The organism is Cupriavidus sp. CPT47-8839-RL05A (genome assembly GCF_058792255.1).
In genome coordinates, this window is sequence record NZ_JBYTEG010000003.1 from 111,996 (window position 1) to 132,230 (window position 20,235).

The following is a 20,235-nucleotide window of genomic DNA, read 5'->3' on the forward strand; positions in this document are numbered from 1 at the left end:
CAGGAGCACACCATGCTCAGAATTCTGATCGTTTCCGAAGACGCCGACCGGCTTGCCGAGATCAACCGGCTCAGCGCCGTAATTGGCAACTTCCAGGCCATGACGCTGCAGGAGGGCCTGTCGCGTATCCCGTTCCATGCCAGCCGGCTGCGCATGGCCGACCTGCTCATCCTGGAACTGCCGGCCATCAATGCCTCGCAGATGCAGGCCATCGAGACGCTGCGCCAGCAACACCCTGAACTGCCCTGCATCCTGATCACGCAGGCGCCCAGCTCCGAGGTGCTGATCAAGGCCATGCGCGCCGGCATCCGCGATGTGCTGTCGTGGCCGCTGGACAAGGGACAGCTGGCCGAGGCGCTCAAGCGCGTGGAAGCCGGCCATGTGCCGCGTGCGCAAGAGACCGGACAGGTGATTTCGGTAATCTCGTGCAAGGGCGGCGCGGGTACCAGCTTCGTTGCGGCCAACCTGGGCGATGCGCTGGCCCGGCACCTTGACAAGCGCGTGCTGGTGGTGGACCTGAACCGGCACTTCGGCGACCTGACCTATATCGTCAGCGACAAGACCCCGCCCTCCACACTGCCCGATATCTGCAGCCAGATCGACCGTATGGATGCCGCCTTCCTGGAAGCCTGCCTGGTGCATGTGGACAGCGGTTTCGACGTGCTGGCGGGTGCGGCCGATCCGATCAAGGCCAGCCAGATCCAGAAGGACAAGCTGGAGTGGATCCTGTCGGTGGTGCAGCCGGCCTATGACTTCGTGATCTTCGACCTGGGCCAGAGCATCGACCCATTGTCGATCGGCGTGCTGGACCACAGCGACCGCATCTGCGTGGTGGCCGAGCCAGCCATCTCTTTCGGGCGACCGGGCCGTCGGCTGCTCGATATCCTGCGTGCGCTGCACTACCCCACCGACAAGGTCCGGCTGGTGCTGAACCGCACCGGCCGCAAGAACGAGATGCCGCGCGCAACGATGGAGGAGATCTTCGGCATGAAGGCCGCATTTACCCTGCCCGACGACCCCGCCGCCGTGGATGAGGCCGTCAGCCACGGCGAGCCTGTCGCCAAGCTGAGCCGGCGCAGCGCCATGGCGCGCGCGCTGCAGGCCATGGCCACGCAGCTGTGCGCCACGCCGGAAGCCGAGCGGCGCAGCAGGCCCGAAGTGGTATCGCCGCTGCGCAGGCTGATGCTGCGCGCGCGGAGCACCTGAATACCCAGACAACGGCCAGCCAGGACGGCGGCCAACCGAAGCCGATAACGAGGAGCTCATCATGTCCATTCGCGAACAGCTGGCCAATGCCGGGCCCGCCTTCACTGCCAACGGCAACGCCGCAATCCAGTTTGCGACCTCGGCAGCCTCCGTGTCGGGCGGCTACCACCAACTCAAGCGCGACGTGCACGAGACCGTGCTGGACCGCGTGGAGCTGGAGCGGCTGGCGCGCTATCCGCAGGAGCAGGTGAGGCAGGAGATCGCTGCGCTGGTCAACCTGATCATCGACGAACAGAAAGTGCTGCTCAACGAAAACGAGCGGCGCCAGCTGACGGTTGAGATCTACGACGAGATGTTCGGCTTCGGCCCGCTCGAGCCCCTGCTTCAGGATCCCACCGTGTCGGACATCCTGGTCAACACCGCACGCCAGACCTATGTGGAGCGGCGCGGCAAGCTGGAACTGACCGACGTGGTGTTCTACGACGACGCGCACCTGATGAAGGTGATCGAGAAGATCGTGTCGCGCGTGGGGCGCCGCATCGACGAGACCAGCCCGATGGTCGACGCACGCCTGCCGGACGGCTCGCGCGTCAACGCCATTATCCCGCCCTCTGCCATCGACGGCCCGCTGCTGTCGATCCGCCGCTTTTCCGTGAATCCGCTGCAGGTGTCCGACCTGGTGAACCTGCGCAGCCTGACGCCGCCGATGGCGCAGCTGTTGCAGGCGCTCTCGCAGGCCAAGGTCAACGTGCTGGTGTCGGGCGGCACCGGCAGCGGCAAGACCACGCTGCTGAACATCCTGTCGGGCTTTATCCCGGAAGACGAGCGCGTGGTCACCATCGAGGATGCGGCCGAACTGCAGCTGCGCCAGCCCCATGTGCTGCGGCTGGAAACGCGGCCGCCCAATATCGAGGGCAAGGGCGAGATCACCCAGCGCGCACTGGTGCGCAACGCACTGCGCATGCGCCCCGACCGCATCATCCTGGGCGAAGTGCGCGGCGGCGAGGCGCTGGACATGCTCAATGCAATGAACACCGGCCACGAGGGCTCGCTCACCACGATCCACGCCAACACCCCGCGCGACGCGCTGACGCGCCTGGAGAACATGGTCAGCATGGCCGGCCTGACCATGCCGGCCAAGGCCATGCGCCAGCAGATCGCCTCGGCCATCACGGTGATCGTGCAGGCGGCGCGCATGACCGACGGCCGGCGCAAGATCATCAGCATCCAGGAGATCACCGGCATGGAGGGCGACATCATCAATATGCAGGAGATCTTCACCTTCCAGCGCACGGGCGTGGACAAGGATGGCACGGTCCGCGGCAATTTCCGGGCGACCGGGGTGTATCCCAAGTTCGCCGAGCGGCTGCGCGTGTTCGGCGTGGGGCTGCCGGATGAGACCTATGATCCGGCCAAGCGCTTCGAAGTCTGATCCGCCTGGCACGATACAACAACAAACAATTCCGGGGAGCTACACATGAGCACGATCTTCTACGCCTTCGGCATTCTGCTGTTCGTGGCCGTGGTGCTCTGCGTCGAAGGCATTTACCTGTGGTGGAGCAACGCCCATGGCCCCGCGGCCAGGCGCATCGAGGCGCGGCTGCGGGCGCTGTCGGCGGGAGGACATGTCAGCGCAGAGCAGTTGTCCATCCTGAAGAAGCGCATGCTGGCGGGCTCGCCGCGCTTGCAGAAGTGGCTGATGAGCGTGCCCCGCGTGGGCACGCTGGACCGGTGGCTGGAACAATCCGGCAGCACCTGGTCGGTGGCGCAACTGCTGGGCTACTGCGCGATGGTGGCGCTGTGCACGGTGGCACTGATTCCGCTGTTGCCGATACCGGGACCGCTGGTGCTCGCCGGCGCGGCGCTGGCCGCCATGCTGCCAGTGCTGCATGTGATGCGTCTGCGCGGCAAGCGGATCAAGAAGATGGAGGCACAGCTGGCTGATGCCGTCGACATGATCAGCCGTGCCCTGCGCGCCGGGCACTCGTTCAGCGGCGCGCTCGGCATGGTCGGGCAGGAAATGAAGGCCCCGATCGGGCCGGAGTTCCGCACAACCTTCGAGGAAATCAATTATGGCGTGGCGCTGGACGAGGCCATGACCAACCTTGCCATCCGGGTGCCGGTGGGCGACCTGCGCTATTTCGTGATCGCGGTGCTGATCCAGCGTGAAAGCGGCGGCAACTTGGCGGAGATCCTCGACACCATCGGCACGATGGTGCGCGAGCGGCTGAAGCTGTTCGACAAGATCCGTGTGCTGTCGGCAGAAGGCAAGATGTCTGCGTGGGTGCTGGGGTTGCTGCCCTTCTGCACTGCCGGACTGATCCTGGTGGTCAATCCAGGCTTCATGAAGGTGCTGTGGGAAGACCCACTCGGCTTGCGCATGATCGGCGGCGCAGTAGTCTCGATGACCTTTGGTGTGCTGTGGATGCGCAAGATCATCCGAATCCGGGTCTGAAGGCGCAATGCACGGTACCGGTACATGCAGTGCTCGAAGAAGCAGGGCTTGGACAGCCATCCTGACGGGAGTCCATCATGCAAGGCATTATCCAGGGGTTTCAGGCAGACCAGTTGGTCGTGCTCGCGCTGATCTTCGTGGCGGCGTTCGGCACAGTGTTGGGGATGCTGTACGTGTTTTCGCCCAACCGCTTGCGCGGGCGGGCGGAGCAAATGGCAGGCCAGGCGGGCCAGCTCGGGGCTGATCCTGGCAAGCAGAATGCGCTATTCGAAAAGCTGGTGCAATGGGCGCAGCCGGTATCGCGGCTGTCACTGCCCAAGGAAGGCTGGGAGGGCTCGCAGCTGCGCGTGCGCTTCATGAACGCCGGCTGGCGCAATGCCAGTGCCGCACCACTCTACTTTGGGGCCAAGACCGTTCTGGCCATCGCCCTGCCGATGATCGGGCTGCTGGCAGCCACCGGCCAGCCGGGGCTGCAGGACCGGAACATCATGTTCGTGTTGCTGGCGGTGCTGGGTGCGATCGGCTACTACCTGCCCAACGTCGTTCTCGCACGCAAGGTCGCGCAACGCCAGCGTACGGTGTTCGAAGAGTTCCCGGACGTGATCGATCTGCTGACCGTCTGCGTGGAAGCCGGCCTCGGGCTCGATGCGGCGCTGATGCGCGTGGCCGACGAGCTGGCGCTGCGCTGCCCGGTGCTGGCCGATGAGCTCCAGCTGTTGCTGCTGGAGCTGCGCTCGGGCTTCTCTAAGGAGAAGGCGCTGTCGAACCTGTCGGTGCGCACCGGCGTGGAAGACGTGGACAAGTTCGCCTCCATGCTTATCCAGGCCGACCGCTTCGGCACCAGCCTGGGCGAGTCCCTGCGCGTACTGTCCGACATGCTGCGCACCAAGCGCCGCATGCGGGCCGAGGAGCAAGCCGCCAAGATCGCGCTCAAGCTGCTGTTCCCGCTGATCTTCACCATCTTCCCGTCGCTGTTGCTGGTGCTGCTCGGGCCAGCCTTTATCCAGATCTATCGCGTCCTGCTGCCGACCATGGGCGGACAGGGAGGGTAGTACTTCCGGGAAACCGCGATCGTTTCCCCCGGCTGTCTCCCGGTGCAATGCCGGCTAGACAGTCACTTGCCCGGACCTGGTTCCGGGCTTTTTTGCTTGCTGGCGGGATCCGCGGGACTTGACCAGACGGGCTGGCTTCTTAAGAATGCAGGCAACCGCCTGCCGCCGTAGCGGCCCATGCAGCGAGCCCCATGCGCCTTTCGGAGTCCCCATGAAGCTACGCATCCTGAGCGACCTCCATATCGAGCACAACATGCCGCAGTCCGTGCCCGACTGCGACGCCGCCATCGTGGTGCTGGCCGGCGACATCGCCAACGGGCGCGACGGCATCGACTGGGCCGCGCGCACCTTCAGCCAGCCGGTGGTCTACGTGCCCGGCAATCACGAATACTACGAAAGCAACTTCGATACCGTGGATCGCCTGATGGCCGAAGCCACCGAGGCGCACCCAGGCATACAGGTGCTCAATGGCACAGTGGCCGAATTCAACGACGCCCACGGACGGGTACGCATCATCGGCACCACCTGGTGGACTGACTACTCCCTGTTCGGGACCGACCGGCGCGATGACGCGATGCAGGCTTGCGCGGCGGTGATGCTGGACCATCGGCTGATCGAACTCCACGGCGACGACGGCCGTCCACGACATTTCACGCCCCAGGACGCGCTGGCGCGCCACCAGGCCGCGTCGGCCTGGCTGGCGGAGCAGCTGGCGCAACCCTACGATGGCAAGACCGTGGTGGTCACGCACCACGGCCCTGACCTGGGCAGCCTGGACCCGCGCTACTCGCACGACCTGGTCTCCGGCGGCTTCCTGTCGCGCCGGCCCGACCTGGTAGCAAAGGCGGACCTGTGGATCCACGGCCATACCCACACCAGCTTCGACTACTGCATCGATGATTCGCGCGTGGTCTGCAACCCCCGCGGCTACGTCAGCCGCCGCACCGGCGAGCTTGAAAACAAGCGCTTCGACTGGTGCTGCGTGGTCGAGATCTGACCCGGCCGCCCCAGCGAGAGCCTGCTGCCGCGCCCCAAACAAAAACCCCCGCGGGCTCGCGCCCGCGGGGGTTTTCCAAGACAGCCTGCCCTTGAGGGCAGTCGGTCGGCGATGAATTACATCATGCCTTCCATGCCGCCCATGCCGCCCATGCCGCCCGGCATTGCCGGAGCCGACTCTTCCTTCGGCGATTCGGCAACTGCGCAGTCGGTGGTCAGCATCAGCGAAGCCACCGAAGCGGCGTTCTGCAGTGCGGTGCGGGTGACCTTGGTCGGGTCCAGCACGCCCATTTCCACCAGGTCGCCGTACTCGCCCGAAGCGGCGTTGTAGCCGTAGTTGCCCTTGCCTTCGATAACCTTGGCAACGACCACCGAAGCTTCTTCACCGGCGTTCAGCACGATCTGGCGCAGCGGCTCTTCCATGGCGCGCAGCACGATCTTGATACCGGCGTTCTGGTCGGCGTTTTCGCCGGTCAGTGCCGAGATCGCAGCGCGGGCACGCAGCAGGGCCACACCACCGCCGGGGACGATGCCTTCTTCCACCGCAGCGCGGGTGGCGTGCAGGGCGTCTTCCACGCGGGCCTTCTTTTCCTTCATTTCGACTTCGGTGGCAGCGCCAACCTTGATCACGGCAACACCGCCGGCCAGCTTGGCCACGCGCTCTTGCAGCTTCTCACGGTCGTAGTCCGAGGTCGCTTCTTCGATCTGGGCGCGGATTTGCTTGACGCGGCCTTCGATCGCAGCTGCGTCGCCGGCGCCGTCGATGATGATGGTGTTTTCCTTGCCGATCTCGATGCGCTTGGCCTGGCCCAGGTCGTTCAGGCCAGCCTTTTCCAGCGTCAGGCCGATTTCTTCAGCGATGACGGTGCCGCCGGTCAGGATGGCGATGTCTTCCAGCATGGCCTTGCGGCGGTCGCCGAAGCCCGGGGCCTTGACGGCGGCGGTCTTCAGGATGCCACGGATGTTGTTGACCACCAGGGTCGCCAGGGCTTCGCCCTCGACGTCTTCAGCGACGATCAGCAGCGGGCGGCCGGCCTTGGCCACTTGCTCCAGCACCGGCAGCAGGTCGCGGATGTTGCTGATCTTCTTGTCGAACAGCAGCACGAACGGGCTGTCCAGCTGGACAACCTGCTTTTCCGGGTTGTTGATGAAGTACGGCGACAGGTAGCCGCGGTCGAACTGCATGCCTTCCACGACTTCCAGCTCGTCGGCCAGCGACTTGCCGTCTTCAACCGTGATCACGCCTTCCTTGCCGACCTTGTCCATGGCTTCGGCGATGCGCTCACCGATGGAGGTGTCGCTGTTGGCCGAGATCGCGCCAACCTGGGCGATTTCCTTGCTGGTGGTGGTGGGCTTGCTGACCTTCTTCAGCTCTTCCACGGCGGCGGCAACAGCCTTGTCGATGCCGCGCTTCAGGTCCATCGGGTTCATGCCGGCGGCAACGAACTTCATGCCTTCGCGCACGATCGACTGGGCCAGCACGGTAGCGGTGGTGGTACCGTCACCGGCGTTGTCGCTGGTCTTGGAAGCCACTTCCTTGACCATCTGGGCGCCCATGTTCTGCAGCTTGTCCTTCAGCTCGATTTCCTTGGCCACGGACACGCCGTCCTTGGTCACGGTCGGGCCGCCGAAGCTGCGCTCCAGCACCACGTTGCGGCCCTTCGGGCCCAGGGTCACCTTGACTGCGTTGGCGAGGATGTTCACGCCTTCGACCATCTTGGCACGTGCGGCGTCGCCGAACACTACGTCTTTAGCTGCCATTCTTGAATCTCCTGAAATCTGTACGGGGTGGCGGTCAGTTGGTGAATTACTTGTTCACCACGGCCATGATGTCTTCTTCGCGCATGACCAGCAGTTCCTGGCCTTCCACCTTCACGGCCTGGCCGGCGTACTTGCCGAACAGCACGCGGTCACCGACCTTGACGTCGAGGGCGATGTTGTTGCCCTTGTCATCCTTCTTGCCAGGACCGATTGCCAGCACTTCGCCTTGATCGGGCTTCTCGGCAGCGTTGTCGGGAATCACGATACCGGACGCGGTCTTGGTTTCGTTGTCCAGACGCTTCACGATCACGCGGTCGTGCAAAGGACGCAGATTCATACGGACTCCTAGATACAAAGTGAGTTTTTGATCACAAATCGGCCGGCTACCGAGGCGACGGCCGTCAGAAATGTTCAGGTGTCGCAGGAGGCTGTTAGCACTCACCCCTGACGAGTGCTAATTATAGGGACGGGGTAGGGGCATTTCAAGACGCGGGGGTGATGCGGGTTTTCCCGAGGGGCTGTCGATGCCTTGCGCGGCATGGGCTCCCGGCCGGCAACGACCCGCCTGTAGGAATAATCCCGGCACCCATTCGGGCGTGTGCCTGACAGCGCAACGTGGTGCCGCTGCCTAGACTGGGCTTGTCGCCGCGCGCCCGTCTTGGCCGGATGTACGGCGTACGCCGCGCCGAGCGCTTCCGTTGCCGGCGCCTCAGACAGCGACTCTGGAGGTATTCCATGGATACGAAACAGCCCGCTCGCCTTACCCGAATCGCCAGCGTGATTGCCGCAGGCCTGGCTGGCCTCAGCTGCGCTGCTGCGATTGCCCAGACAAGCGCCACCCCCGCCACTCCGGCCACCCCGGCCACGCCGGCAACCCCTGCTGCCCAGGGCATGCCCGCGACCCCGGCGACCCCGGCGATGCCAGCAACCTCTGCCACGCCGGCAGGCAGCCAGGGCGTGCCGCCGGGCATGACCCAGGTCGAACCGCCGAAGGACCCGCTGGTGGAACGCCGCGAGGCACGCCAGAAGGCCGCCGCCGAGTACAAGGCCAAGAAGAAGGCAGCCAAGGGTGAGTACAAGGAAGAAGTCGGCGCTGCCAAGCAGGAGCGCAAGGTAGAGAACAAGGCAGCAGATGCAACGGCCAAGCAGGAAATGGCCGCACCAAAGCAATAGCGCCGGCCTTTGCACGACGGGTGGCCGGGATCAACCGGCCACCTTCTTTTTGCCGGACATACCCCTCCCGTTTGTCCTTCGGCAGCACCCGGACCCTGGCGGCTTGCAAGCGGCGGGATCGCGCCTAGACTCGATACGAGCAAGTCGCGCGCCTTTCTGCCCGGCTTGCCATCCGCGCCATGCCCGCTGCCCACCCACGCCACTGGTTCGCAGGCCTTCTCCTGTCCGGCCTGGTGGGCGCGCTCAGCCTGTGCAGCACGTTTGCCGTAGCGCAGCAGAAGCCGGCGCCGGCGTCCGCGCCTGTTGCTGCCCCCACGGCGAAAGCCGCAACCGGCAAGGCCGATTCTAGGCCGCGCGGCCTCAACCTGGCCAACAAGCCGCGCAAGGGCGACTTCGACGTGATGGTCAACAGTCGCGTCATCCGCGTGCTGGTGCCTTACAGCCGCACCCTCTACTTCAGCGACAAAGGCCACGAGCGCGGAATTACCGCAGAACTGGTGCGGGAATTCGAGCGCTACCTGAACAAGACCTACGCCAATCGACTTGGCAAGCGCCCGCTCACTGTCCTCATCATCCCCACCACGCGCGACCGGCTGCTGCCCGACCTGGCGGCGGGCCTGGGCGATATCGCCGCAGGCAACCTGACCGAGACCGAGGCACGGCTGAAGCTGGTCGACTTTGCCGCACCGCGTGACCGCAAGCCAGTGCGCGAGCTGATCGTGACCGGCCCGAAGTCGCCGGCGCTGAAAAGCCTGGACGACCTGGCGGGCAAGACCGTGCACGTGCGCCGCGCGAGCAGCTACTACGAAAGCCTGACTGCACTGAACAACCGCCTGCGCCAGTCCGGCAAGGCGCCAATGCAGCTGGTGCTGCTGCCCGACGCGCTTGAAGACGAAGACGTGCTCGAGATGGTGAATGCGGGCCTGCTGGAGATCGTCGTGGTCGACGACTGGAAGGCCGCAATGTGGGTGCAGATCCTGCCTGACATCAAGGTGCGCCAGGACCTGGCGGTGCGCGAAGGCGGCTATGTCGGCTGGGCCTTCCGCAAGGACAGCCCGCAGTTGCGGCAGGTGATCGACGACTTCTATGTCAACTACGTCAAGAAGCAGGGCGTGGCGGAATACCTGCTCAAGCAATCCATGCGCCGGATCAAGCAGATCAGGAACAATACCGAGGACGCCGAATACAAGCGCTTCCAGCAGACCGTTGCCTTCTTCGAAAAGTACGGCAAGGACTATGGCTTCGACCCGCTGATGCTGGCGGCACAGGGCTTCCAGGAGTCACAGCTCAACCAGCAGGCGCGCAGCCGCGTGGGCGCCGTCGGCATCATGCAGATCATGCCCGCCACCGGCAAGGAACTGAACGTGGGCAATATCCAGATGGTCGAGTCCAACATCCACGCTGGCGCCAAGTACATGGACCGGCTGATGACGAAGTACTTCCCTGACGCGCATTTCTCGGAATCCAACCGGCCGTTGTTCGCCTTTGCCAGCTACAACGCCGGGCCCGGCAATATCGCCAAGATGCGCAAGGAGGCTGCGGCGCGCGGGCTGGACCCCGACAAGTGGTTCAACAATGTCGAGATCGTGGTGGCCGAGAAGATCGGCATCGAAACCACCACCTATGTGCGCAACATCTACAAGTACTACGCAGCCTACCGGCTCACGCAGGACCGGGAGGCCGCGCGTGAGCGGGCACTGAAGGAAGTCCGGAAGTAGCGGCGGCCACGCCGCATGGATCAGTCGGCCAGTCCGCTGGCGTCGATATAGCCCAGCGCCTCGGTCACGGCGCGGCGCGCCTTCAGCACATAGCAAACGCGGCGCTCCTGGATCGACAGCGCCAGCACATCGGCCTGCACCAGCTCCAGGAACACATGGCCGGCGCGCGCCAGGCTCAGCCGTGCAACCTGCGCCAGGTCAGTGGCCGGCAGGCCCGCCTCGCCGGCATCCAGCAGCGCACGGCAGATCCGGATCCGCGCGGGCTCGGTCATCAGCGCAAGGGTCAGCGTACTTTCCTGGGTCTCCATGGTCACACCTCGGTCTCCGGGCACGCCTCCGGTCCGCGACAGGCGGCGGCCGGGCGGTGCTGACGTAGTTTTCTTCCGCGCGGTTTTTCCCGCGCAGTTTTCCCCGTTCTACGCGGCTCGCCGCGCAAACGCAATAGGGTGGAGCCACGGCCCTGCAAACACTGGTGCGATTACAACAAACTGCGCAGCGGACAGCGAACGCCAGCCGCATTCGGGGGATGCGCGGTGCGGCTGCACCTCCCCTTCGGCGGCTGGCTGCCATCACACCATCAAGCCATCACGAAGGGCAGTTGGCGTTGGCGCTTGCCGGTCAGCGTGAACAGCGCATTGGCCACCGCCGGCGCGATTGGCGGCACGCCCGGCTCGCCCAGGCCGGTGGGGTTCTCCTGCGAGGGCACGAAGAACACGTCCACCACCGGCGCATCGGTGATGCGCGGCGGCGGATAGTCCGCGAAGTTGCTGTTCTTCACGGCGCCGTTCTCGATCTCGATGGCAAACCCCGGCCTGGTCATGGCCAGCCCGAACACGCAGGAGCCCTGGATCTGGGCCTCGGCGGACATCGGGTTGACCACGCGGTTGGCATGCACGCCGGCGGTGACGCGATGCACGCGCGGCTCGCCCTTCACCACCGAAACGTCGACCACATACGCCACCACGGTGTTGAACGACTCGTGCACGGCCACGCCCCAGGCATGGCCCTTGGGCAGCTTGCGCTTGCCATAGCCGGACTTGTCCACGGCGAGCTGCAGCGCGGCGCGGTGGCGCGCGTGCTTCTTCTCGTCGAGCCGGGCCAGGCGGAATGCCACCGGGTCCTGCTTCGCGGCGGCGGCCATCTCGTCGGCCAGCGTTTCCTTGACGAAGGCGGTGTGGGTGTTGCCCACCGAGCGCCACCACAGCACCGGCACGTCCACCTGCGGGTGGTGCACCGACATCTGCAGCGGCAGGTCGTAGTCGTTCTCGACGATGCCCTCGGTCATGGTGGCGTCGACGCCGTTCTTGACCATGAAGGGCTCGAACGGCGTGCCCTTCAGGATCGACTGGCCGACGATGGTGTGCTGCCAGCCCACCACCTTGCCCTGCGCGTCCAGCCCGATGCGGGCGCGGTGCAGGTGCAGCGGGCGGTAGTAGCCGCCGCGGATATCGTCCTCGCGGCTCCACACCACCTTGAGCGGCTCGGTGTGGCCGGCGGCCACCCAGGCCTTGAGCACGTTGGCCGCCTCGACGATGTAGTCCGAGGTCGGCACCGCGCGCCGGCCGAAGCCGCCGCCGGCCATCATGGTGTTGAGCACCACCTTGTCCGGCGTCAGCCCCAGCGTGCGCGCCACCGCGGCCTGGTCGACGGTCTGGAACTGCGAGCCCACCCAGACCTTGACCGACTGCACCTTGCCGCCGGCCACTTCCGGCTGCAGCGTGCAGTTCAGCGGCTCCATCGGCGCGTGCGCCAGGTACGGGAAGCGGAAGTCGGCCTCGATCTTGCGCGCGGCACCGTTGATGGCCGAGCCGATATCCCCGCTCCCCGCGCGCGCCACCATGCCGGGCTGGCCGGCCAGCTTTGCGTATTCATCGAAGAGCGCCTGCGACGACACCTTCGAGCCCGCGTCTTCCCACTGGATGTCGAGCACGTCGCGGCCCATCTTGGCCGGCCAGTAGCCGCTGGCAATCACGGCCACGCCGCTGCCGCCGCGGTCAACCGGCACCTGCAGCACGCCGCGCACGCCCTGCACCGCGCGCGCCTTGTCGGCGCTGAAGCTCTTGACCTTGCCGCCAAAGCGCGGCGGGCGCGCCACCACGGCCACCCCCATGCCTTTCAGGTGCGTGTCGATGCCGAACGGCGTGGTCGCGTCCATCTTGCCGCGCGCATCCAGCCGCGGCGTGGGCTTGCCGACGATGCGGAACTGCGACGGGTCTTTCAGCGTAACCCGCTGCGGCACGGGCAGCTCCATCGCCGCCGGCGCCAGTTCGCCGAAGGTGGCCCGGTGGCTGCCGGACGTGACCACGCCCTGCTCCACCTTGCAGCTGGCCGGATCGACCTTCCATTGCTGCGCGGCCGCCGCCACCAGCATCGCGCGGGCGCGCGCGCCCAGTTCGCGGTACTGCTGGAACGAGTGGTTCAGCGCGGTGGAGCCGCCGGTCATCTGCATGCCGAAGCCAGGGTCCTTGTACGGATCGCCGGCCGGCGCCAGCGTGGCGCGCACGTTGCGCCAGTCGGCGTCCAGCTCTTCGGCCAGCGCCATCGGCAATGCGGTGTGCACGCCCTGGCCGAATTCGAGCCGGTTCACGGCCACGGTCACGGTGTTGTCCGGCGCGATGATCAGGAATGCCTGCGGCGCCGGCGGCGGCGCCTTGGGCTTGGCGCCCTCCTGTGCCTGCGCCAGCGGGGCCACGCCCAGCGCCAGGCCGCTGCCGGCGAGGCCGGTCAGCTTCAGGAAACTGCGGCGGTCCAGCGTGGCCACGCCGGTGTTCGGGCGCGCTTCGCCGCTATTGCCGGCCTGGCCGCCTGCCAGGGCTTCGATGCCTCGGATACGCATATTGGTTTCCTCCCGCTCAGGCCAGCGCACGGGCGGCGTCTTTGATCGCCGCGCGGATGCGCTGGTACGTGCCGCAGCGGCACAGGTTGCCGGCCATGGCCTGGTCGATGTCGGCGTCGGTGGGCCGCGGCTTGGTGCGCAGCAGGCCGATGGCGCTCATCACCTGGCCGTTCTGGCAGTAGCCGCATTGCGCCACGTCGTGCTTGAGCCATGCGTCCATCACGGCGCGCCCGACCTTGTCAGTGCCGATGCCTTCGATGGTGGTGATGCGCGCGCCGGCAGCGGCGGATACCGGCGTCACGCAGCTGCGCGTAGCCTGGCCGTTGACGTGCACGGTGCAGGCACCGCATGCGGCCATGCCGCAGCCGAACTTGGTGCCGGTCATTTCAAGGTTGTCACGCAGCGCCCACAGCAGCGGCGTGGACGGGTCCACGTCGACTTCACGGGTCTTGCCGTTGACGTTGATATTGAGGGTGGTCATGGGGGGACACTCCTTGGGTACGTTGCCCGCTGGTTCTTTCCAGTGCCCCGCCGGGCGCGGTGCGGCGCGCGGGCACTGCCCATGCGCCGCAGCCTGGCGCAAAGGACAAATGAGGATAGTGCAATTTCGGTCACCTTGCCGGACACCGTGCGCACTACCCTGCCCCCGAAGCCGTTTTGCACGAACTTTGGGCATGTGGCGGCTGTCCCTCATGAATCCCTTCGCTTTCCGATTTCTGTCGCCGCAACAGTGCCATCGACTATTCCAGAACACACTTATTCCGGCGCCTCCGCGGCACCGGTCCCGCGCGCCACCGCTGCCACGCGCGTGCCGGCGGCCCAGTCCCCGTCAGTGGCGCGGCTCGACAGCATCCAGGCCCTGCGCGGGCTGGCCGCCGCGTTCGTGGTGGTCTACCACTCCGGCCTGGCGCTGGGCGGCGCCGATGCGCCGGCGCTCAACTGGCTGACCGACAACGTGATCAAGCGCGGCCATGTCGGCGTGGACGTCTTCTTTGTCATCAGCGGCTTCATCATCGCCTGGGTCGCGGTGCTGGCCCGGCCCCAGCCTGAGCGCCCGCTCAGCTTCATGATCCGGCGCTGCTGCCGGCTGGCGCCGCCGTACTGGATCATGTCGGCCATCCATGCGCTGCTGCTCAATCCGGTCACGCCGGCGGTATTCGCGGCGTCGCTGGCCTTCCTGCCGACTGCAACCGACCACGCGCCGTACTATGGCTACCCGGCGCTGTACGTGGGCTGGTCGCTCAACTATGAGCTGGCGTTCTACGCCGCCTTCGCGCTCGGCCTGCTGCTGGCCGGGCGGCGCGCGCTGCTGGTGGTGCTGGGGGTCTTCGCGTTGACCACGCTGGTGCTGCCGTGGTGGCGCTTCGGCGCGCTGGCGGCCGATCCGGCGCAGGGCTACCCGTTCGCCACGCCGTGGCTGGCCATGGCCAGCAATCCGCTGGTGCTGGAATTCCTGCTGGGCTGCGGACTGGCATGGGCCTATGCGCGCTGGCGCCACCTGCTGACGCCGGCCATCGCCGTGGGCATGCTGGCAACCGGTTGCGCCGCGTTCGCGCTGTCGCTGCCGCTGGTCGGGCCCGATTTCAGCCTGGCCGGACGCGGGCTGCCCGCGGCGGCGCTGCTGGCCGGCGCCGTGGCGGCCGAGCACGCCGGCGTGCTGCGCGTACCGCGCGCACTGGTCTGGCTGGGCGAGCTGTCGTATGCGCTGTATCTGACGCACCCCACCGTGATCGAGGGCGTCAAGCGCCTGATGCCCGAACTGGCGCCCGGCCAGACCGCGCTGCAGCTGCTGCGCTTTGTCATCGATGCCGGCCTGGCGCTGGCGCTGGCGCTGCTGCTGCACCGCTGGGTGGAGCTGCCCGGCATCGCCGCCGGCCGGCGGCTGGCGCGGCGCTGACGCGCGCGCTCAGCGCTGCGGCATGCCGGCCAGGAACAGATAGAGCGCGGTCAGGTCGGTATCGTTCATGCGTCCGAACGAATCGAACGGCATCACGCGGCTCACTTCGGTGCCATCGGGCCGCTTGCCGCTGCGCATCATCGCGATAAAGGCCGAAGCCTGGCCGTAGCGCGACATGGCACCGCCCGGCACTGGGCGCAGGTCCGCCGCGGGCGGCCAGTCGGGCGGCGCGCCCGGGATCTTGCCGCCGCGGAAGTCCGGCCCGTGACATCCCAGGCAGGCATTGGCGACGTAGCCGCCGTACCTGGCCGTGGACGCCGGCACCATTGCAGGCTGCACCGGCAAGCTGTGGTCGATCTTGGCGGCCGCGTCCTGCACGATGCCCACGCCGTACAGCGCCCGCACCAGCCATGGCATGCGGATTTCCGCGGGCGCCCCCATCGCCGGCGGCAGGCTGCGCAGGTAGCCCACCAGCGCGCCCAGGTCCTCGTCGCTCAGGCGGTTGTAGTCCTCGCTGGGCATGATCAGCAGCGGCCGGTGCGAGGGCGCCACGCCATGGCGGATGCTCCGTACCCAGTCAACCGGCTGGTAGGCGGCAATGTCCGGATTGGCGCGCGTCAGGTCCGGCGCGCGCACGCGCAGGCCGCCGGGGTCGTCGATCACCTGCTTGCCGCCGCCGCCGGCACCGTGGCATTCCATGCAGCCGCGCGATTCAAACAGGTACTTGCCGAGGGCGATGCCGGCGGCGTCTTCACGGATGGCGACGGGTGAAACCTTGACCTCGACAATGCGCGCCGCCTTGCGCTCGCCGACCCATGCCGCGGCATAGGCCGCCACGGCCACGGCGACAGCCGTGCCGGCCAGCCCCCACGCCGCCACCCGCAGAAATCGCGCCATTTGCCTTCCCCTGTCCGCCGCACTGGATGCAGCAGCTTGCCGCGAGTGGGCGGGGGGCTGTCGGTGGGGCAGGCCACATAGCGGCGGCGCGCGCCGCGGTCAGGCCAGCCCGGCCGGGGCCCGGTCGATGAAGCCGGTCATGCGCGCGAGCCGGCCATCGGCGGAAATCGTGGCGAAGTCGGTGCCGACCACCAGCGCCGGCTCTCCCGCCGGGGCCAGTTCCCACGTAAAGCGCAGATGCTCGCCGTGCGCATCGACCGGGCTCACGCGGGTAAAGCGGAACCCGGGGAACTTCGCCTGCACCGCGGCGATCATCGCGTCGATGCCACCATGGCCGTCCCCGCGCATCAGCGGATCGACATAGCTTGCCGATTCGGTCCACGCCAGCGCGATCAGCTCGCGCCGGCGCGCGGCATCGGTCTCGTTCCAGGCGGCGAGGTAGCGGTCGGCAAGGGTGGCGGGATCGGCAGTGACTTGGGCTTGGATGGCGGCAGACATGGCGTACTCCTGGTCTTGGTTGGGAATCCGTATAGCGGCCTGGGATCAGGCCATGGCTGCATGATGGGCGCGGCGGGGCCGCGGCGCGATTACCCGTGAGGTTATGAACTGGCTTACCCGCATGCCTGACTGTCCCTACCAAAAAATCGCCCCCAGCACCAGTGGCAAGATAGCCCCCAACCTGCCCCCTGTCCTGCCAATGGCCGCGTCCTTATCCTCGCTACATTGCCCCTACGCTGGGCGGCATTCCGTCCCCGCATCCGGGGCCGTGCCGCCCGGGCGCGCCGGGCAAGCCGCCTCCTCCCACCCAGACGCACCGCCTTTTTGCATCGTTCTCGTCCATGACGCCCGACACGGCCCCGCCGAGCCACCAGGCCGCCAACGACCATCCTGCCGCGCAGCGCCGCTGGCTGCCCTTGCTGCTGGCCGGCGCCGGCTATTTCGTGCTGGCGGCGGCTGCGCTGTGGCTGGCGCGGCTGCCCGGTACCGTGGCGGCGGTGTGGCTGCCCAACGCCTTCGGGCTGGGCCTGCTGCTGCACCGGCCGCGCGCGGAGGGGCCGTGGCTGCTGGCCGGCATGCTGGGCGCCAGCGTGCTGGCCAACTATGCGGCCGGCGACAGCGTCGCCACCGCGCTGATGCTGACCGGCGCCAACCTGGCCGAGATGCTGTTCGCGCTCGGGCTGCTGCGCCTGCTGGACCGGCATGCCGTCCTGGGGCGCCACGGTCCGCTGGCCGCCTTCGCGGTGATGCTGGCGGTGGGCGGCATCCTGGCGCCGGCACTGGGGGCCACCGCCGGGGCCATGGCCATCGCCACGACCCATGGCACCAGCTTCGCCTCGGTCTGGTGGACCTGGTGGCAGGCCGACGCGCTCGGCATGGCGCTGTTGCTGCCGATGATGTTGTCGATGACGGCGGTGCGCGTGCGCGCCGCCGTCGCGCGGCCGGTGCTGGCGCCGCAGGCGGGCGCGCTGGCGCTGTGCCTGGCCATCGGTGCCTTTGCGCAGTGGCAGGGCCACGACCCGTTTGCCGCGATGTCGCTGCCGCTGGTGCTGGTGGCGCTGGCCGGCAATCCGTTTGCGACCGCGCTGCTGACGCTGGTGGCCACGCTTTGCCTGCAGGCGCTGATGCTGCTCGCGCACCGCCATCAAGCAGTGCCGTTGTCGGCGGCGGTGATCATGGTGTTCCCGGTCTGCATTGCCTACCTGACCGAGCAGAACCGGCACGGCCGCGCCAGCCTGCGCAGCAGCGACAAGCGTTTTCGCCAGGCCATGGAGCACTCGGCCATCGGCATGGCGCTGGTCGACATGAACGGCCGCTGGCAGACGGTGAACCGTGCCATGACCGAGCTGCTGGGCTACAGCGCGGCCGAGCTGCGCGAGCTGAGCTACCAGCAACTGACCCACCCCGACGACCTGAGCGGCGGCCTGCTCCAGGTCGACAACCTGCTGTCCGGGAAGATCGAGTCCTACCGCCTGGAAAAGCGCTACCGCCATAAGGACGGCCATTACCGCTGGGTTCTGTTGGCGGTGTCGCTGGTGCGCGACGAACAGACCGGCGAGCCGCAGCACTTCATCACCCAGGTGGAAGACATCCACGCGCGCAAGCTGGCGCAGCAAGAGCTGGAACGGCTGTCGCGCCGCATCCAGCTGGCGGCCGAAGCCGGCGGCGTGGGCATCTGGGAGTGGGACTTCACCAGCGCCGGCGTCACCTGGGACGCGCGCATGCACGCGCTGCACGGCACCGACCCCGCGGGCGGCACGCCAGTGGTGGAGCAATGGATCGCGATGCTGCATCCGGACGACGTCAGCCGCGTCAGCGGCGAGATGCGCCAGGCCATCCGCGGCGAGGCGCCGTTCGATACCGAATACCGCATCGCGCGCCCCGGCGGCAACGTGCGCCACGTACGCGCGATGGCCATGGTCACGCGCACCGACGATGGCACCGCGCAGGCCCTGGTCGGCACCAACTGGGACATCACCGAGCAGCGGAGCCTGACCGAGGCACTGTTCGAAGAGAAGGAACGCCTGCACATCACGCTGCGCTCGATCGGCGATGCGGTGATCTGCACCGATGCGGCCATGCACGTGACCTTCATGAACCCGATCGCCGAACAGCTGACCGGCTGGACCATGGCCGGCGCCACCGGCCTGCCGCTGGAGCAGGTCTTCCGCATCGTCGACGAAGCCACCGGCGACCCCATCCCCAGCCCGGTCGAAGCCTGCCTGCGCACGCTCGCGCCCGCCTACCTGCAGGACGGCGCCGTGCTGCAGAGCCTGACCGGCGAGCGCCACGACGTGCAGGACTCAGCCGCTCCCGTGCTGACCGCGCGCGGCGAGGTACTGGGCGCGGTGCTGGTGTTCCAGGACATCACCACCGCGCGCGCGCTGCAGCGCGAGCTGGCGCGTTCGGCCATGCACGATGCGCTCACGGGCCTGCCCAACCGCACCTGGTTCGAGAAGCGCCTGCGCGAAGCCTGCGACGCGGCGCGGCTGCACGGCCATCGCGCCGCGCTGTGCTTCATCGACCTGGACCGCTTCAAGATCGTCAACGACACCGCCGGCCACGGCGCCGGCGACGTGCTGCTGCGCGAACTGGGCTACATGATCCGCAACCACGTGCGCCCCGACGATGTGCTGGCGCGCCTGGGCGGCGACGAGTTCGCGCTGCTGCTCAAGGACTGCACTGTCGACCAGGCCGAACAGGTCTGCCAGGGCGTGATCGACGCCATCCGCGGCCGCCGCTTCCCGTGGGAAGGACGCGTGTACGACATGGGCGCCAGCATCGGCATCGCCGCGATCGACCTGGACGTGCCCCCGGTCAGCGAACTGATGAGCCGCGCCGACGTGGCCTGCTACGCCGCCAAGGCCGCCGGCCGCAGCCGCGTCTCGGTCTACCGCCGCGACGAGAGCGACGCGCGCCGCCACCACCGCGAGCTGGAAGTCGCCGCCGGCATCCATTCGGCGCTTGAAGCCAACCGCTTCCGCCTGTTCGCGCAGGAGATCCGCGCACTGCAGCCCGAGGAGAACGAAGACGGCGCCGAACACTGCCATATCGAGATCCTGGTGCGCATGGTCGACGAGCACGGCGATCTGATCATGCCCGGTGCCTTCATTCCCGCCGCCGAGCGCTACGACCTGATGGGCCACGTCGACCGCTGGGTCATCCGCAATGTGCTGCGCGGCTACGGCGAACGCCTGGGCGCCGTGCCCGGGCTGTCGGTATCGATCAACCTGTCCGCCAACTCGCTCGGCGAGCCCTTCCTGCTGCCCTTCCTGCATGCCGAGCTGGAGTCCAGCGCGCTGCCCGCCAGCCGCATCCGGCTGGAGATCACGGAAACCGCGCTGATCAACAACATGGCCGCGGCCAACCGGCTGGTGACAGAGATGCGGCGCGCCGGCTGCACCGTGTCGCTGGACGACTTTGGCTCGGGCCTGTCCTCGTTCGCCTACCTGAAGCAGTTCCCGGTGGACTTCCTGAAGATCGACGGCAGCTTTATCCGGCAACTGGCCGACAACGCGGTCGACCGCGAAATCGTCAGCTCGATCAACGACATCGGGCACCGGCTGGGGGTGCGCACGGTGGCGGAGTGGGTGGAGGATGAGCGCACCCTCGATGCGCTGCGCGCGATCGGGGTGGACTATGCGCAGGGGTATGTGATCGGCCGGCCGGTGGCACTGGATGTGTTCCTGGCCGGATGCCGGCAGCGTGACGCGCAGGCATCGTAGCCAGGGTGCCGGGCCATGATA

16 protein-coding genes are annotated in these 20,235 nt (G+C 67.3%); 9 read left to right on the plus strand and 7 right to left on the minus strand.

The features are described from left to right. The first annotated feature begins 12 nt into the window (after window positions 1-12). The 5 genes from AC3WVS_RS04200 (at window position 13) to AC3WVS_RS04220 (ending at window position 5,710) form a co-directional block, all read left to right on the plus strand. Entirely contained in the window at window positions 13-1,206 is a 1,194-nt protein-coding gene (locus AC3WVS_RS04200) for a CpaE/TadZ family protein (protein WP_492317526.1), read from the plus strand. A 61-nt stretch (window positions 1,207-1,267) separates the two neighbouring features. Then, window positions 1,268-2,638 (plus strand): TadA family conjugal transfer-associated ATPase, encoded by a 1,371-nt coding sequence (locus tag AC3WVS_RS04205; protein ID WP_492317527.1) that lies wholly within the window; start codon window positions 1,268-1,270, stop codon window positions 2,636-2,638. 45 nt (window positions 2,639-2,683) lie between these two features. Then, entirely contained in the window at window positions 2,684-3,661 is a 978-nt protein-coding gene (locus AC3WVS_RS04210; protein WP_492317528.1) for a type II secretion system F family protein, read from the plus strand. Window positions 3,662-3,738: 77 nt separating this feature from the next. Further along, window positions 3,739-4,713: a type II secretion system F family protein gene (locus AC3WVS_RS04215; RefSeq protein ID WP_492317529.1), complete on the plus strand. Its 975-nt coding sequence runs from the start codon at window positions 3,739-3,741 to the stop codon at window positions 4,711-4,713. Window positions 4,714-4,924: 211 nt separating this feature from the next. Continuing rightward, window positions 4,925-5,710, plus strand: coding sequence for a metallophosphoesterase (locus AC3WVS_RS04220; protein ID WP_492317530.1), 786 nt, complete (start codon window positions 4,925-4,927; stop codon window positions 5,708-5,710). A gap of 116 nt (window positions 5,711-5,826) precedes the next feature. Here AC3WVS_RS04220 and groL read toward each other — a convergent pair whose 3' ends face one another. Together groL and groES are read right to left on the minus strand one after the other, a co-directional pair. Further along, the gene (groL, locus tag AC3WVS_RS04225) at window positions 5,827-7,470 is read right to left on the minus strand and encodes a chaperonin GroEL (protein ID WP_492317531.1); all 1,644 of its coding nucleotides are present in this window, start codon (window positions 7,468-7,470) and stop codon (window positions 5,827-5,829) included. Window positions 7,471-7,516: 46 nt separating this feature from the next. Further along, a complete protein-coding gene (gene groES / locus AC3WVS_RS04230; RefSeq protein ID WP_010813047.1) occupies window positions 7,517-7,807 on the minus strand; it encodes a co-chaperone GroES in 291 nt (96 codons plus the stop codon). 398 nt (window positions 7,808-8,205) lie between these two features. Here groES and AC3WVS_RS04235 point away from each other — a divergent pair, with 398 nt between their 5' ends. Both AC3WVS_RS04235 and AC3WVS_RS04240 read left to right on the plus strand, forming a co-directional pair. Next, window positions 8,206-8,643 carry a hypothetical protein gene (locus AC3WVS_RS04235; RefSeq protein ID WP_492317532.1) on the plus strand — a complete coding sequence of 146 codons (438 nt, stop codon included), beginning with the start codon at window positions 8,206-8,208 and terminating at the stop codon, window positions 8,641-8,643. A 179-nt stretch (window positions 8,644-8,822) separates the two neighbouring features. Then, window positions 8,823-10,361 (plus strand): MltF family protein, encoded by a 1,539-nt coding sequence (locus AC3WVS_RS04240; RefSeq protein WP_492317533.1) that lies wholly within the window; start codon window positions 8,823-8,825, stop codon window positions 10,359-10,361. 20 nt (window positions 10,362-10,381) lie between these two features. Here the strand turns inward: AC3WVS_RS04240 and AC3WVS_RS04245 are convergent, their stop codons facing one another. The 3 genes from AC3WVS_RS04245 to AC3WVS_RS04255 form a co-directional block, all read right to left on the minus strand. Beyond that, window positions 10,382-10,669, minus strand: coding sequence for a helix-turn-helix domain-containing protein (locus tag AC3WVS_RS04245; protein ID WP_340527535.1), 288 nt, complete (start codon window positions 10,667-10,669; stop codon window positions 10,382-10,384). Window positions 10,670-10,938: 269 nt separating this feature from the next. Next, the gene (locus AC3WVS_RS04250; RefSeq protein ID WP_492317534.1) at window positions 10,939-13,197 is read right to left on the minus strand and encodes a xanthine dehydrogenase family protein molybdopterin-binding subunit; all 2,259 of its coding nucleotides are present in this window, start codon (window positions 13,195-13,197) and stop codon (window positions 10,939-10,941) included. A gap of 16 nt (window positions 13,198-13,213) precedes the next feature. Beyond that, the gene (locus AC3WVS_RS04255; protein WP_010813052.1) at window positions 13,214-13,678 is read right to left on the minus strand and encodes a (2Fe-2S)-binding protein; all 465 of its coding nucleotides are present in this window, start codon (window positions 13,676-13,678) and stop codon (window positions 13,214-13,216) included. A 327-nt stretch (window positions 13,679-14,005) separates the two neighbouring features. Here AC3WVS_RS04255 and AC3WVS_RS04260 point away from each other — a divergent pair, with 327 nt between their 5' ends. Beyond that, complete coding sequence (locus AC3WVS_RS04260; RefSeq protein ID WP_492317687.1) at window positions 14,006-15,094, plus strand: acyltransferase family protein; 1,089 nt, start codon at window positions 14,006-14,008, stop codon at window positions 15,092-15,094. A gap of 9 nt (window positions 15,095-15,103) precedes the next feature. Here AC3WVS_RS04260 and AC3WVS_RS04265 read toward each other — a convergent pair whose 3' ends face one another. Further along, window positions 15,104-15,991 (minus strand): c-type cytochrome, encoded by an 888-nt coding sequence (locus tag AC3WVS_RS04265; protein ID WP_492317535.1) that lies wholly within the window; start codon window positions 15,989-15,991, stop codon window positions 15,104-15,106. Between the two features lie 99 nt (window positions 15,992-16,090). Next, window positions 16,091-16,489, minus strand: a complete 399-nt coding sequence (locus AC3WVS_RS04270) for a nuclear transport factor 2 family protein (protein ID WP_492317536.1) — start codon at window positions 16,487-16,489, stop codon at window positions 16,091-16,093. Between the two features lie 341 nt (window positions 16,490-16,830). On the opposite strand from AC3WVS_RS04270, the gene AC3WVS_RS04275 reads away from it, so the two are divergent. Further along, window positions 16,831-20,214 (plus strand): diguanylate cyclase, encoded by a 3,384-nt coding sequence (locus tag AC3WVS_RS04275; protein WP_492317537.1) that lies wholly within the window; start codon window positions 16,831-16,833, stop codon window positions 20,212-20,214. Window positions 20,215-20,235: the final 21 nt, after the last annotated feature.

Excerpts from the sequence above, each read along its gene's own strand:
- AC3WVS_RS04200 (WP_492317526.1), top strand. The coding sequence starts at position 13 with ATGCTCAGAATTCTGATCGTTTCCGAAGACGCCGACCGGCTTGCCGAG.
- AC3WVS_RS04205 (WP_492317527.1), top strand. The coding sequence starts at position 1,268 with ATGTCCATTCGCGAACAGCTGGCCAATGCCGGGCCCGCCTTCACTGCC.
- AC3WVS_RS04210 (WP_492317528.1), top strand. The coding sequence starts at position 2,684 with ATGAGCACGATCTTCTACGCCTTCGGCATTCTGCTGTTCGTGGCCGTG.
- AC3WVS_RS04215 (WP_492317529.1), top strand. The coding sequence starts at position 3,739 with ATGCAAGGCATTATCCAGGGGTTTCAGGCAGACCAGTTGGTCGTGCTC.
- AC3WVS_RS04220 (WP_492317530.1), top strand. The coding sequence starts at position 4,925 with ATGAAGCTACGCATCCTGAGCGACCTCCATATCGAGCACAACATGCCG.
- groL (WP_492317531.1), bottom strand. The coding sequence starts at position 7,470 with ATGGCAGCTAAAGACGTAGTGTTCGGCGACGCCGCACGTGCCAAGATG.
- groES (WP_010813047.1), bottom strand. The coding sequence starts at position 7,807 with ATGAATCTGCGTCCTTTGCACGACCGCGTGATCGTGAAGCGTCTGGAC.
- AC3WVS_RS04235 (WP_492317532.1), top strand. The coding sequence starts at position 8,206 with ATGGATACGAAACAGCCCGCTCGCCTTACCCGAATCGCCAGCGTGATT.
- AC3WVS_RS04240 (WP_492317533.1), top strand. The coding sequence starts at position 8,823 with ATGCCCGCTGCCCACCCACGCCACTGGTTCGCAGGCCTTCTCCTGTCC.
- AC3WVS_RS04245 (WP_340527535.1), bottom strand. The coding sequence starts at position 10,669 with ATGGAGACCCAGGAAAGTACGCTGACCCTTGCGCTGATGACCGAGCCC.
- AC3WVS_RS04250 (WP_492317534.1), bottom strand. The coding sequence starts at position 13,197 with ATGCGTATCCGAGGCATCGAAGCCCTGGCAGGCGGCCAGGCCGGCAAT.
- AC3WVS_RS04255 (WP_010813052.1), bottom strand. The coding sequence starts at position 13,678 with ATGACCACCCTCAATATCAACGTCAACGGCAAGACCCGTGAAGTCGAC.
- AC3WVS_RS04265 (WP_492317535.1), bottom strand. The coding sequence starts at position 15,991 with ATGGCGCGATTTCTGCGGGTGGCGGCGTGGGGGCTGGCCGGCACGGCT.
- AC3WVS_RS04270 (WP_492317536.1), bottom strand. The coding sequence starts at position 16,489 with ATGTCTGCCGCCATCCAAGCCCAAGTCACTGCCGATCCCGCCACCCTT.
- AC3WVS_RS04275 (WP_492317537.1), top strand. The coding sequence starts at position 16,831 with ATGACGCCCGACACGGCCCCGCCGAGCCACCAGGCCGCCAACGACCAT.